10 protein-coding genes are annotated in these 13,044 nt (G+C 70.4%); 5 read left to right on the top strand and 5 right to left on the bottom strand.

Features of this window, described 5'->3' with window-relative positions; translation table 11 throughout:
- Positions 1-294 precede the first annotated feature (294 nt).
- A complete protein-coding gene (locus J5X86_RS03965) occupies positions 295-777 on the bottom strand; it encodes a CarD family transcriptional regulator (RefSeq protein WP_009716930.1) in 483 nt (160 codons plus the stop codon).
- A 596-nt stretch (positions 778-1,373) separates the two neighbouring features.
- Between J5X86_RS03965 and J5X86_RS03960 the strand changes: the two genes are divergently transcribed.
- Positions 1,374-2,072, top strand: a complete 699-nt coding sequence (locus J5X86_RS03960; RefSeq protein ID WP_208515373.1) for a DUF461 domain-containing protein — start codon at positions 1,374-1,376, stop codon at positions 2,070-2,072.
- A gap of 194 nt (positions 2,073-2,266) precedes the next feature.
- Here the strand turns inward: J5X86_RS03960 and J5X86_RS03955 are convergent, their stop codons facing one another.
- The gene (locus J5X86_RS03955) at positions 2,267-2,947 is read right to left on the bottom strand and encodes a response regulator transcription factor (RefSeq protein ID WP_014061580.1); all 681 of its coding nucleotides are present in this window, start codon (positions 2,945-2,947) and stop codon (positions 2,267-2,269) included.
- The gene (locus tag J5X86_RS03950) at positions 2,944-4,242 is read right to left on the bottom strand and encodes a cell wall metabolism sensor histidine kinase WalK (protein ID WP_208515372.1); all 1,299 of its coding nucleotides are present in this window, start codon (positions 4,240-4,242) and stop codon (positions 2,944-2,946) included. Before J5X86_RS03950 ends, J5X86_RS03955 begins: the two co-directional genes overlap by 4 nt.
- 315 nt (positions 4,243-4,557) lie before the next feature.
- On the opposite strand from J5X86_RS03950, the gene phoU reads away from it, so the two are divergent.
- The 4 genes from phoU to J5X86_RS03930 all read left to right on the top strand — a co-directional run bounded on the left by phoU (position 4,558) and on the right by J5X86_RS03930 (position 11,541).
- On the top strand, positions 4,558-5,235 hold the full coding sequence (gene phoU, locus J5X86_RS03945; protein ID WP_208515371.1) for a phosphate signaling complex protein PhoU: 678 nt from the start codon (positions 4,558-4,560) through the stop codon (positions 5,233-5,235).
- Between the two features lie 456 nt (positions 5,236-5,691).
- The gene (locus tag J5X86_RS03940; RefSeq protein ID WP_208515370.1) at positions 5,692-5,922 is read left to right on the top strand and encodes a hypothetical protein; all 231 of its coding nucleotides are present in this window, start codon (positions 5,692-5,694) and stop codon (positions 5,920-5,922) included.
- 450 nt (positions 5,923-6,372) lie between these two features.
- A complete protein-coding gene (locus J5X86_RS03935; RefSeq protein WP_208515369.1) occupies positions 6,373-10,398 on the top strand; it encodes a WD40 repeat domain-containing protein in 4,026 nt (1,341 codons plus the stop codon).
- Between the two features lie 210 nt (positions 10,399-10,608).
- Positions 10,609-11,541, top strand: coding sequence for an FkbM family methyltransferase (locus J5X86_RS03930; protein WP_208515368.1), 933 nt, complete (start codon positions 10,609-10,611; stop codon positions 11,539-11,541).
- A 16-nt stretch (positions 11,542-11,557) separates the two neighbouring features.
- Here the strand turns inward: J5X86_RS03930 and J5X86_RS03925 are convergent, their stop codons facing one another.
- Together J5X86_RS03925 and J5X86_RS03920 are read right to left on the bottom strand one after the other, a co-directional pair.
- Complete coding sequence (locus J5X86_RS03925; RefSeq protein WP_208515367.1) at positions 11,558-12,172, bottom strand: dihydrofolate reductase family protein; 615 nt, start codon at positions 12,170-12,172, stop codon at positions 11,558-11,560.
- A gap of 113 nt (positions 12,173-12,285) precedes the next feature.
- Positions 12,286-13,044, bottom strand: a complete 759-nt coding sequence (locus tag J5X86_RS03920; protein ID WP_208515366.1) for a glycosyltransferase — start codon at positions 13,042-13,044, stop codon at positions 12,286-12,288.

Genomic DNA, 13,044 nt, shown 5'->3' with positions numbered 1-13,044 from the left:
CAGCCGAAATGGGTATGGCCACAGCGTGCCGGGCGCGATGGCCCGACCGGCCCCTTCCGTGACGACCGGTCGAGTCAGCTGCCCGGGCCCGGCACACCTTCCACCGCGCACCGTGGCGCGGCTGAGCGCACCGGCACAGAGGTGCGACGACCGGGGGCTCGCAAGAGATCACCGCGTGGAAATCACGCTCAGGGGATCACAGCGTCCGGTGCGTACGCATGCCGCAGCGCCCGGCGACAGACGACTTAGCGGGAATCAGAGGTCTGAGTCACTCGGGCACCACGGCATTGATATTCAGGACGCGAGAACCTCGTCGAGCAGAGCCTCGGCCTTGTCCTCATTGGTGCTCTCGGCGAGAGCGAGCTCGCTCACCAGGATCTGGCGGGCCTTGGCGAGCATGCGCTTCTCACCGGCGGAGAGTCCGCGCTCACGCTCTCGGCGCCACAGATCACGCACGACCTCGGCCACCTTGATCACATCGCCGGAGGCGAGCTTCTCGAGATTTGCCTTGTAACGACGGGACCAGTTCGTCGGTTCTTCCGCATACGGTGCACGCAGCACCTCGAAGACCCGATCCAGCCCGTCCTGGCCGACCACATCACGCACACCGACGAACTCCGCATTGTCCGCCGGCACACGAACCGTCAGGTCACCCTGAGCGACCTTCAGCACCAAGTAGGTCTTGTCCACGCCTTTGATCTGGCGAGTTTCGATGGCCTCGATCAGCGCGGCCCCGTGATGGGGATAGACCACGGTGTCGCCAACCTTGAACGTCATGTGACAGGTACCCCTTCCGTGGCTATCCAGGGTAACACGGGAACGCCTTCTTCTGAATGGCGTTTTCGCAGGTCAGGGCATATCTCGGGGCTTGACAAGTGCGACCGGAACGTGCTGCACGAGGCGTGCGGAACCGGGTATTCGCAGGTGGGAGCCGCTGTCCGGGCACGCGGAAACCTGCCCGTTACGCACCCGAAGAAGCCCGGACGAGTGGCCGTACGTCCCGTTTTGCCGGAGTCCAGTCGATGGACTTCCGCTACTCCGTTCGGATCAGGAGCGAGCGATCCCGCCCCGATTCGAGAATTGATCACAGACTTGATCACGCAGAGCGCATCAAGCCTGTGATCAATTCTCGGACATGCATGGATTCCTTACCGATAATCTCCGGCGCGAACGGCCAAGCCGATATTCGGGACTTCAGGACGGCGCCGTACGGACCCCGTAACGCACGCCGGAACCGGCAGCGCACGGGTGTGCCGCCCGGGGCGGAGCGCCTTGGGGCGGGTCGGGTGCGGGCCGAAGAGGGCGGATCGGTAATCTAAGCGCGCTGATCCAATCTTTACCTCGTCTACCTCGTCCTAGGAGATGCCGCCGCCGTGAGCAGCAGCCTTCGACGCGGCGCCCTCGCCGCAGCCGCCATCGTGGTCTCGGTCGCCCCGCTCTCCGCCTGCGGAGCCGGGAACGACGCACAGACGCTGGAGGTCAAGCCCGACAACGCCGCGACCGCTGTCGGCGATATCAAGATCCAGAACGCCACGTTGGTGACCCAGCCGGACCGCAAGGCGAAGGGCCCGGCCGTCGTCACCGGCCGGCTCTTCAACAACGGCAAGGGGGACCAGACCGTCAAGGCCATCACCCTCCCCGGCACCGATGCGCGGGTGAAGCTCACCCCGGCCAAGGGCAAGACCGGCCCGGTCGTCGTCCCGGCCGGTGGCTCGGTGGCCTTCGGCGGCGCGGGCAATGCCTCCGCCGTCATCAGCGACGGGCGCGAGGCCGCCCAGGACGGCAACGCGGAGCGGGTCGTCTTCGACCTCAGCTCGACCGGCGATATCCCGGTCACCGCGTTCGTGGTCCCGGCGACGAGCTACTTCAAGGGCTGGGGCCCGTCCGAGCTGCCGACCGCGAAGCCGTCGGGCTCGGCGACGCCCAGTGGCACGCCGAGCGGTACGCCCAGTGGCAAGCCCAGCGGCACCCCGTCCGGCTCGGCGAGCGGCCAGCCGGGCTCCGACCAGAGCAGCGGCGCCCCGAACGGCATCGCGACGGGCGAGCCGAACCCGAACGGCGGCGGTCACTGAGACCGGCCCCGGACATGCGCGAGGGCGGCCCTGGAGCTTTCCAGGGCCGCCCTCGCGCATGGGGCCGGCTCGAGCCCCCTCCCTCGTGCGCCCCTCGCACCGCTCGGCCCTGGCGGGCCTCACGGGCTTCGGGACGCTGTGCCGGACTCCGTCCGGCGGCTTGGGGGCCCGGGTCCGGCTCTACGGCATATGGCTTACGGCTCGAACTTGTAGCCCAGACCCCGCACCGTCACCAGGTACCGAGGCGCACCCGGGTCGGGCTCGATCTTGGCCCGGAGTCGCTTGACGTGGACGTCGAGCGTCTTGGTGTCGCCCACATAGTCCGCGCCCCAGACGCGGTCGATCAGCTGCATCCGGGTCAGCACCCGGCCCGCGTTGCGCAGCAACATCTCCAGCAGGTCGAACTCCTTCAGCGGGAGGTCCACCTTGCCGCCGCCGACCGTGACCACATGCCGGTCCACGTCCATCCGGACCGGCCCGGCCTCCAGGGCGGCGGGGGTGATCTCCTCCGGCTCACCGCGGCGGCGCAGCACGGCTCTGATCCGGGCGACCAGCTCACGTGAGGAGAAGGGCTTGGTCACATAGTCGTCGGCGCCTATCTCCAGCCCGACCACCTTGTCGATCTCGCTGTCCTTGGCGGTCACCATGATCACCGGGACATTGGACCGGCCACGCAGCTGGCGGCAGACCTCCGTACCGGGCAGGCCCGGCAGCATCAGGTCGAGCAGCACCAGGTCGGCGCCGTTGCGCTCGAACTCGTCGAGGCCCTCGGGCCCCGTCGTCGCGATCGCGACCTCGAATCCCTCCTTGCGAAGCATGTACGACAGCGCGTCGCTGAACGATTCCTCGTCCTCGACGACCAGAACTCGGGTCACGGAAGGACCTCCGGGGCAGAGAGTGGTTCATTGGTGAAGGTCTCGTACGGCCGGCCGTGGTCCTCGCCATCGAGGTCTGCTCCGGTGTCGTACGACTCGCTCGAATCGCTCGGCTGGCTCCGCGAGCGGTCCCGGTCCCGTGCCGCACCGGCTTCCGGGAGTCTCAGGGTGAAGGTGGAGCCCTGTCCTTCGGCGCTCCACACGGTGACCTCCCCGCCGTGCGAGGCGGCCACATGTTTGACGATGGCGAGACCGAGCCCGGTCCCGCCGGTCTGCCGCGAGCGGGCCGGATCGACCCGGTAGAAGCGCTCGAAGATCCGCTCGCGGTCCTTCTCGGAGATGCCTATGCCCTGGTCGGTCACGGCGACCTCGATCAGGTCCCCGCCGGTGGCGGGGATGCGGCGGGCGGCGATGCCGACGCGGGTACGGGCCGGACTGTAGTTGACCGCGTTCTCGACGAGATTGCCGAGCGCGGCGGCGAGCTGGCCGCGGTTGCCCCATACGTGCAGGTCGGCGGTGCCGCCCGTGGCCATCGTGATCTGTTTGGTGCCCGCCTGGTGACGGCACCGGTCGATGGCCTCGGCGACGAGCTCGTCCACCCGGACCGGCTCGGCGTCCTCCAGCGGGTCGTCGTTCTGCACCCGGGAGAGGTCGATGAGCTCCTGGACGAGGCTGGTCAGCCGGGTGGCCTCGACCTGCATCCGCCCGGCGAAGCGGTTGACCGCCTCCGGGTCGTCGGACGCGTCCATCACGGCCTCGGACAGCAGGGACAGCGCGCCGACCGGGGTCTTGAGCTCATGGCTGACGTTCGCGACGAAGTCACGTCTCACGGCCTCGATCCGGCGGGCCTCGGTGAGGTCCTCCACGAGCAGCAGGACCAGCCGGGAGCCCAGCGGGGCCACTCTGGCGGACACCGCGAGCGCGTCCCCGCCCCGGCCGGTGCCGCGGCGCGGCAGATCCAGCTCGATCTGGCGGATCTCGCCGTCCCGCCGGGTGTCGCGGGCCATCGCCAGCATCGGCTCCACGGCCAGCTTGCCGCCGCGCACCAGGCCCAGCGCGTACGCGGCCGAGCTTGCCTTGACGACGGCGTCCGCTTCGTCGAGGACGACGGCCGAGGAGCGCAGCACCGACAGGACAGTGTCGACGCCGGGCGGCAGCACGGCGTCGGTATGCAGTGAGGAGCGCGTAGGCTTCGCCTGTTCACGCTCGCTCCAGCGGAACGCCAGCATGGCGATGACGCCGGTGCACAACCCGGCGAGCGCCGCCACTGCGGCGATCGCCGCGTTCACGTTCATGCGTCCAGGTTATGCGGGCGGCGAGACCACTCCACAGCCCCGTGACGATCCCCTTGGTCAGACGTTGCCGAGAGTTCACCGGGGCGTCGGTATCGGTTCACTCCGGACGTTTCGCCGGGCGGGTGTCACACGGGGCGGCCGGGGCCACGTTGCCGAGAGTTCACCTGGGAGTTAGGTGTGATTAACGCCCGATGCCGGAAGCGGACGCGTTCCGGCCGGAGCGTGGAAGTGTGGGGCCCTTGAGGGCAATAGCCACGGAGATCTGCCAGAAACCTGTCAGAGATCGTCACCGAGAGTCAGTGAAAGAGGTCAGTGATGCGGGACGCGTACCACGAGGAGCTTGATTCGATCGGGGACGGCCTGGTCGACATGGCCCGGCTCGTCGGTTCGGCCATCGGCCGTGCCACCACTGCCATTCTCGACGCGGACCTCAAGCTCGCCGAGAGCGTCATCGCCGCCGATGAGAAGGTCGATACTCTGCAGCGGGATCTGGAGGGACGGGCGATAACCCTGCTGGCCCGGCAGCAGCCGGTCGCCACCGATCTGCGGATCGTGGTGACCAGCCTGCGGATGAGCGCCGATCTGGAGCGCTCCGGCGACCTCGCGCAGCATGTCGCCAAGCTGGCCCGGCTCCGTTTCCCGGAGTCGGCCGTGCCGCACGATCTGCACGCCACGATCCTGGAGATGGGCCAGCTCGCGCAGCGGCTGATGGCGAAGGCCGCCGAGGTCATCATCACCAAGGACGTCGACCTCGCGCTCCAGCTCGAGCAGGACGACGACGCGATGGACCTGCTGCACCGCGCCCTCTTCCAGCACCTGATGGACGACCGCTGGCAGCACGGCATAGAGACCGCCGTGGACGTCACGCTGCTGGGCCGTTACTACGAGCGGTTCGCCGACCACGCGGTCTCCGTCGCCAAGCGCGTGGTCTACCTGGTCACCGGTGAGCACGCCGACGAGATGTCCCCGCAGGGAGACGTCCAAGGGGCGTGAACGTCCGCGACGGCGTGCATCGAAGCGCCGTCGACGCGCCCCTGCGCGCGGCCGCCGGGTCGTCGGCACCATGAGGGGCAGGTGACGTGACCCCTCCCGAGGAGGCGACGCATGGCGGACCTCTCCAAGCCCGAACCCCCTCCGACCCAACCCGTCGGCCACCCTGTCGGCGCATGTGGCTGCGGATCGGGCTGCGGCTGCGGCTGCCAGTCCGGCGGCCCGTGCCAGTGCGGCGGCTGCTGCGGCTGACGGGCACGACCGTACGACCGGCAGGATCGGCGCGACCGCACGACCGGCATGACGGAGGGCCTGGGACCGGATGACCGGTTCCCGGCCCTCTGCCGTTCGGCCGCGTGGGCCAGGCCCTCTGCCGTCGGCACGTCCCTCTGCCGTTCGGCCTCGTCGGCGCGTCCCGCCCGAGGTGCGGTCGGCGCCGTATGCGGCGAGCCTGGTGCTATGGAGGACAAGACCCCGGCCCCGGCTCGCGTGGTGGTGGACGAACCGCTGGACGGCCGCCGTCGTGTGCTGATCGACGGCCAGGACGTCGGCGTGGTGGTGAGCGCGGACGAGCTCCGGCGGCTCCTGCAGCGCGCGGGTGTGCTGGAAGAGAACGCGACCCTCGACAACCCCGAGCTGATCGAATGGAACGGCGGCGGCCCCGGCGACTGGCCCGCCACGCCCAGATGACCTGACCCGCTCCCACGTTCGGCGCCGGTCCCTCCCCTCGTGGGGACCGGTGCCGAACCGTGGGGCGGTGGCGATCCGCGCCGTGCCGGTGCGGATCAGGTGCGAAGGCCGGACCCGTGGTCGATGCGACAGCCGTCCGGACAGGACCGGCTCCACGGATCTCTCGAGCTCATACGACGAGCCCCGCGACCGCCGTCTCGTGGCTCCGGCGCAACACGTGACTTCGCCGAAAGCTGACCGAGAACATGCGGTGTCATGGGTTGTCTCTCCGTGCGCTGAGCTGATGGCCTTGCTGGGCGGCTCGTGGTGGGGTGCGCTACTGCGCCATGATCCTGCCAGTTGTGCCTCCCGCCGAGGAGGTTCCGGCATCGCGATACCGGCTTCACCGCTGGTCAGCCGTATAAAGTGAGTTTTCCGGTCCGGAAGTTCAGAGCGCGGGGGAAGTAAGGAGTGGAGACCTTGAGTTCCGACTCGGGGGCACGCACAGCCTTCGCGGAACGCCTCGCGCTGCTGTACCGGGAGGCCGGCAACCCTCCCCTCAAGAGCGTGTCCGAGGCGGTCGTCCGACTCCAGCGAGCCGACGAGCGAGGGCGTCCCGTACGGGTCTCCGCCCAGCGGATCAGCGACTGGCGACGGGCCAAGAACGTACCCGCCCAGTTCATCGCCCTCGCGGCCGTACTGCTCGTCCTGATACCCGACGCCCGCCGCGCGCGGCCCGTGCCGGTGTCCAAGGGCCTGTACGACATGGCCCACTGGCAACGGCTGTGGGAGCGGGCGGTGGCCGACCCGGTCGGCGAACGCCCCGACCCGTCAGCGGAAGAAGAGGAACGGCCCCCGGCCGAAACCCCGGCCGTCTCCGGTGGCGTATGCCCGTACCGGGGGCTGGCCTCGTACCGTCAGCAGGACGCCCGGTGGTTTTTCGGCCGGGAGCGGAGCACGGAGGCCCTCGTCACTCAGCTCTGCGCGGCGGAGGAGACGGGCGGCCTGGTCGTGCTCGTGGGCGCCTCCGGGGCGGGGAAGTCCTCCCTGCTGAACGCCGGGCTGGTGCCCGCGTTGCGCGAGAGGCGGGTGCCCGCGTTGCGCGAGAGGCGGGTGCTGCAGCTCGTACCGGGCGCCGATCCGCTCGCCGAGCTGGCCCGCCGGATCCCCGAACTCGCGGACGTCGTCCCCGCGTCGGCGGAACCGGAGGCGCGGGAGCCCGGCGCCGAGGCGCGGGGGCCCGGCACTCCCGGGTTCGCGCGCGCGGTGCGCGAGGCCGTCATGGCTTGGGCGGAACGCGAGACGTCCGCCACCGCCCGTCCGGTGGTGATCGTGGATCAGTTCGAGGAGGCGTTCACCCTCGGCGCCGACGAGGCGGACCGGCGCGCGTTCATCCAGCTCCTCCACGCCGTCTGCACGCCCGACGGCCCGGGCGAGCCGCCCCCCGTGCTCGTCGTCCTCGGCATACGTGCCGACTTCTACGAGCTGTGCCTGGCCTATCCCGAACTGGCCGACGCGCTGCAGCACCGGCACATGGTGCTCGGGCCGCTGACCACCGCGGAGTTGCGCGAAGCGGTCACCGGCCCGGCCAAGGCCGTGGGGCTGGAACTCGAACCGGGGCTGGCGGAGCTGATCGTGCGTGAAGTGAGCGCCGACAGCCCTCGTGGCACGCATGACGCGGGCGTGCTGCCGCTCCTCTCCCACGCCCTGCTCGCCACCTGGCAGCGGCGCAAGGCGGGACGGCTGACGCTGGCCGGCTACCGCGCGGCGGGCGGCATCCAGGGCGCGGTGGCGGCCACCGCCGAACGCGCCTGGTCCGACCTCGACACCGAGGCGCGCACGGCCGCGCGGCTGCTGCTCCTGCGGCTGGTCCGGCTGGGCGAGGACACCCAGGCCACCCGCAGGCGGGGGACGCGGCACCAGTTGGCCAAGGAGTCGACAGACCCGGGCAAGACGGAGGAATCGCTCGAAGCGCTGGTCCGCGCCCGCCTGGTGACGCTCGACGCGGAGACCGTGGAGATCACCCACGAGGCGCTGCTCCACGCCTGGCCACGGCTGCGCGACTGGATCGACGAGGACCGGAACGACCATCTGGTGCGCCAGCGGCTGGAGGAGGACGGCAGGGCCTGGGAGGGCTCGAACCGCGACGCGTCCCTGCTCTACCGGGGCTCCCGCCTGGAGCAGGCCCACACCTGGGCGAAGACCGCCGGCGGCACCTATCTGACCCGCAGCGCGGTGGAATTCCTGGCCGCGTCCGTCCGGCTGCGCAGGCGCACGGTGTGGCTCAGCCGTGGTGCGGTGTCGGCCCTGGTCGTCCTGGCGGTCCTGGCCGCCGGTACGGCGGTGGTCGCCTGGCAGCAGCGGGACGACGCGGTGTTCGAGCAGGTGGTCACCGAAGCCGATCGCTTCCAGTACACGGATCCGTCACTGTCCGCCCAACTCGCCCTGGTGGCACACCGCTTGCGGCCCGACGACGAGGCCACGAAGAACCGGTTGCTCTCGGTGGTGAACGCGCCGCTGGCCACCCCGCTCCATGGCCACACCGGCGCCGTCTACCTCACCACGTTCAGCCCGAACGGGCGGCTGCTGGCCACCGCCAGCTACGACCGGACCGTACGGCTGTGGGACGTGAGCGACCGGACCCGCCCCAAACCGCTCGGCAAACCCCTCACCGGCCATACGAGCTGGGTGAGCAGCGCGGTCTTCAGCCCGGACGGCCGCACCCTCGCCAGCGCCGGCGACGACGGCACGGTCCGGTTGTGGGACGTGCGGGACCCCCGCCACCCGCGCCCGATCGGCGCGCCCCTGTCCCGCCACGACGGCACGATCTATCTGCTCGCCTTCAGCCCGGGCGGGCGCACGCTGGCCACGGCCACGGAAGATCGCGTCGTTCGCCTCTGGGACCTGAGCCGCCCGGGCCGGCCGAGGCCGCTCGGCGCGCTGACCGGCCCCACCGCCGCCGTACGTTCCGTGGCGTTCAGCCCCGACGGCAAGACCCTGGCGGCCGGTGACGACAATGGCACGATCAGGCTGTGGAACATGGCCGATCCGCGCCGTCCGAAGCGGATCGAGACGGTGCTGACCGGCCATAAGGACCTGGTGCACTCCGTGGCCTTCAGCCCCGACGGCCGCACTCTCGCCAGCGGCAGCGCGGACAACACCGTCCGGCTGTGGAACGTCGGCGATCCGCGTCGCGCGGAGCCGCTGGGCTCGCCGCTCACCGGCCACACCGGCCCCATCTGGTCCGTGTCCTTCAGCCCGGACGGATCCATGCTCGCCGCCGCCAGCCAGGACAGCACCGCGAGCCTGTGGAACGTCAGCGATCCGGAATACCCGTCGCAGGTCGGCGAGCCGCTCGCGGGCAGCAGCGGCGAGATGTACGCCCTGGGCTTCAGCCCCGACGGCCGCACCCTCGCCACCGGGTCCGGCGACAACACGGTCCGCCTGTGGTCGTTGCCGACCTCGGACATGGTCGGCCGGATGGGGGTGTTCCGCCCGGACGGGCGGGTGCTCGCCACGGCCGGGCGCGACGAGAAGGTCCGGCTGTGGAACGTGGAGAAGCCCAGCCGGCCGGCGCCGCTGGGCAAGCCGTTCATCCCCGGGGAGGGCGCGGTACGTGAACTGACCTTCTCCCCCGACGGCCACACCCTCGCGGTGATGACCGGCAACCGCGAGCTGCGGCTGTGGAACGTCACCGACCCGGCCCACCCCGTCGCCTACAAGTCGCCCCTCCCCCTGCGGACCCGGTTCGCGAGCGCCCTGGCCTTCAGCCCGGACGGGCGCGTCATGGCAACCGCGTACGAGGACCGCACCATCCAACTGTGGGACGTCAGCGACCTGTCCCACGTCCGTCGGCTCGGCACGCCGCTCACCGGCCACAAGGGCTACGTCAACGACCTCGTCTTCAGCCCCGACGGCCGTACGCTCGTCAGCGGCAGCGCGGACAACACCATCCGCCTGTGGAAGGTGACCGACCCGCGCCACGCCGCCCCACGAGGCGCGCCGCTCACGGGACACCTCGGCCCCATCAACCGGCTCGCCTACAGCCCGGACGGCCGCACACTGGCCAGCGGCAGCGACGACAACACCGTCCGGCTCTGGAACGTCACCGATCCCAGCAGGGCGACCCGGCTGCGCTCCCCTCTCACCGGCCACACCGACGCGATCGTGTCGCTGTCGTTCAGCCGGGACGGCAGCACCCTGGCGAGCGGCGGCAACGACAACACGGCCCGCCTCTGGGACGTCACCGTCCCGTCCAAGGCCGCGTCCATCGGCCAGTCGCTGAGCCCCAACGCCAAGACCGGCAATTTCCTGTCGTTCAGTCGCCAGAACCGGATGCTCGGAGTGTCCAGCGGCGCCGACACGGTCCGGCTGTGGAGCCTGGACGTGGGCGTGGCGGATCGTCGTATCTGCTCGATGACCCGGGGCGTGCTGACACCGGAGAAATGGGACGAGTACCTGCCGCGGCTGTCGTACGAGCCTCCCTGCGGTCGGTAACGACGTTGCGAGAACGTTGCGTGATCGCGGTCACAACTCCTCATCGGAGGGAGGAGTCGGCTCCCACACGCGAGGAGCCGCGTTACGCTTAGGTACAGCCCGACCGCTGGTGCATCCCCCGTCGCCAGCGGTCGGGCGCTTCCATGTCAGGGGGAAGCAGGTCAGGGGGAGACGCCGCACCAGAACGACCCTTCACCCCCTGGAGGCCCCGTGAGCCGCAGCAGCCGCAGGCTCGACCAGGCCGCTCTGGACCTCGGCCGCGAGTACGTCCGCCATGCGCCCTGGAGCGCCGGAAAGCGGGCCCTGGTCGAGAACCACCTCAACGCCGCACTACGGGACCGCCCCCTGCACCGCCTGGCCCGTACCCGCTTCGGCGCCACCTTCGCCGTCGACACACAGGACCTCATCCAGCGCTACCTGTACCTCTTCGGCGTCTGGGAACCGCATATGACGCGGTGGCTCCAGCGCCGCCTCAAGCCCGGGGACGTTTTCGTCGACGTCGGGGCCAACATCGGCTACTACAGCATCCTGGCCTCACGCCTCGTCGGTGCACGCGGCAAGGTGGTGGCGATCGAAGCCTCGCCGACCTTCCACCGCATCCTCCTGCGGCACGCGCGGCGCAACGGCTGCGCCAACATCCGCGCGATCAACGCGGCCGTCTCCGACCGCGACGAGCTGCTGACGTTCATCCTCGCCAGCTCCCGCAACATGGGCGCGAACAGCGTCGTCCCCTACGACGGCCCGGCCGAGTCCACCTTCGACATCGCGGCCCAGCCCCTGCCCCGCCTCCTCACCGAGGAGGAGATCACCCGGGCCAGGGTGATCAAGATCGACGTGGAGGGCGCGGAAGGCGGCGTCGTCCGCGGTCTCCTCCCCCTGCTGGACAAACTGCGCCCGGACGCGGAACTGACCGTAGAGGTCACCCCGCAGCGCATGTCCGACCTCGGCGACTCCGTCGACGAACTGCTGACAGCTCTGAAGAGCCACGGCTTCCACGTCTACCGCCTGACCAACGACTACGCGGCAGCCACCTACCCGGACGCACTCCGGCGCGCCCCGGAGGTACCGATGCGCTGGCGGGGCCCGGTCGCCGAGGAAAGCGACCTGGTCTTCTCGCGGGTGGACGCGGAAACCTTGCCCTGACACAAGGCGGACGGTGCTAGTGATCGTTCTGGGGCAGGTGGGCCTTGGCGTCGTCGTAGGTCGCGTCGCCGGTCGGTTCGGCCAGGACGTAGACCAGGTGCAGCACACCGGTGCCGAAGGTCTCGGAGGAGAGCAGCTTCAGCGGGATCGTGGTGTCGGCCTCGTCGAACAACCGCATGCCCTTGCGGACGGCGATCGGGTGGACCAGCAGGTGCAATTCGTCCAGCAGGCCGTGCGCCATGAGCTGCCGGACGACGGAGACCGAGCCGCTCAGGGCGATGTCCCCGCCCGGTTCCCTCTTGAGCGCGGTGACGGCGTCCGCCAGCTCGCCCTTGAGCAGTTCGGAGTTCCGCCAGGTGAAGGTGAGGTCCTGGCGCGAGGCGACGATCTTGCGAGCGTCGCCGAGCTTCTTGGCGAAACCGGCGTCCTCGCCGCCCTCCGCCTCACGGTCCGGCCACGCTCCGGCGAAGCTGTCGTAGGTCTTACGGCCCAGGAGGAGGGTGTCGGCCGTGGCGAAGGCCGCGTCGACGGCGGCGCCCATCTCGTCGTTGAAATAGGGGAAGTGCCACTGATCGGGCGCTTCCACGACCCCGTCGAGCGAGATGAACAGGCTGGCGCTGATCTTCCTCATGATGCCCCTCCGTGGGAAGCGGTCGGTGAGCTCTTCCTGGGTCGGTGAGCTCTTCCTCCTCTCAGACCGGGGAGGCCGCACAAACTCATCGGTGGCCGCCCGAGCAGGCGTTTTCAGCCCGCTTCGTAGCGCCAGCCGTCCATGGCGGCCAGGACCCGGGCCCGCGCCTCGACCACCGCGAAGCGGGCCGCGCGCTCGGCCTCGTCGGTGTGGGCGGACTGGCTGGTGACCTGGCCGGGCCACTTGCGGTAGAGCAGGCCGGTCTCGGCGGTGAACCAGCCGCGGCTGACCGCGTTGAGGGCCATGAGGAGGCCGGTGTCCTCGGATGCGGGGAGGGCCATCCAGCCGCCGAGGGCGAGGAGCAGGTCCCGGCGTACGAAGAGGGTGACGGGGTGGACCTGGGCTCGGTGGTCGTTCGCCCGCCAGAATTCGAGGAGGGCGCCGCGCGCGATGGGCCCCTGCGGCGGATCGCCCTCGAAGCCGACGGTGGAGCCGTCGGGCAGCAGGTCCAGGGCGCGGCAGGTGGCCCAGCCGAGATCGGGGTGGTCCGTGAGCGCGCGGAGGTCGCGGGCGAGGGCGCCGGGGGTGAGCATGTCGTCGGCGTCCAGCACCTTGACGTACTCGCCCTCGGCGCGGGAGAGCCCCATGGTGCGGGCCATCGCGGCCCGGCCGGCCCGGCCCTGGCCGAAGCTGACGCGGGCGTCATCGGGGACATAGGGACGTACGGCGTCGGTCTCGCCGTCTTCCTGGATGACCCACTGCCAGTCCCAGCCGTCCGGCAGCTCCTGCTCGCGCAACGACTTGTAGGCGTCCGGCAGATGCTCGGCGCCCGGGGCGTGGACGGCGGTGATGACGGTAATGATGTTGGGCAT

The sequence above is a fragment of the Streptomyces sp. NEAU-YJ-81 genome (assembly GCF_017592595.1).
GTDB classification, from domain to species: Bacteria; Actinomycetota; Actinomycetes; order Streptomycetales; family Streptomycetaceae; genus Streptomyces; species Streptomyces hygroscopicus_B.
This window is presented reverse-complemented; position numbering and strand designations above follow the sequence as displayed.

What these genes read in the sequence shown, in the direction of transcription:
- J5X86_RS03950 (WP_208515372.1), bottom strand. Translation starts at nt 4,242, where the DNA reads ATGAACGTGAACGCGGCGATCGCCGCAGTGGCGGCGCTCGCCGGGTTG.
- phoU (WP_208515371.1), top strand. Translation starts at nt 4,558, where the DNA reads ATGCGGGACGCGTACCACGAGGAGCTTGATTCGATCGGGGACGGCCTG.
- J5X86_RS03965 (WP_009716930.1), bottom strand. Translation starts at nt 777, where the DNA reads ATGACGTTCAAGGTTGGCGACACCGTGGTCTATCCCCATCACGGGGCC.
- J5X86_RS03925 (WP_208515367.1), bottom strand. Translation starts at nt 12,172, where the DNA reads ATGAGGAAGATCAGCGCCAGCCTGTTCATCTCGCTCGACGGGGTCGTG.
- J5X86_RS03940 (WP_208515370.1), top strand. Translation starts at nt 5,692, where the DNA reads ATGGAGGACAAGACCCCGGCCCCGGCTCGCGTGGTGGTGGACGAACCG.
- J5X86_RS03920 (WP_208515366.1), bottom strand. Translation starts at nt 13,044, where the DNA reads ATGCCCAACATCATTACCGTCATCACCGCCGTCCACGCCCCGGGCGCC.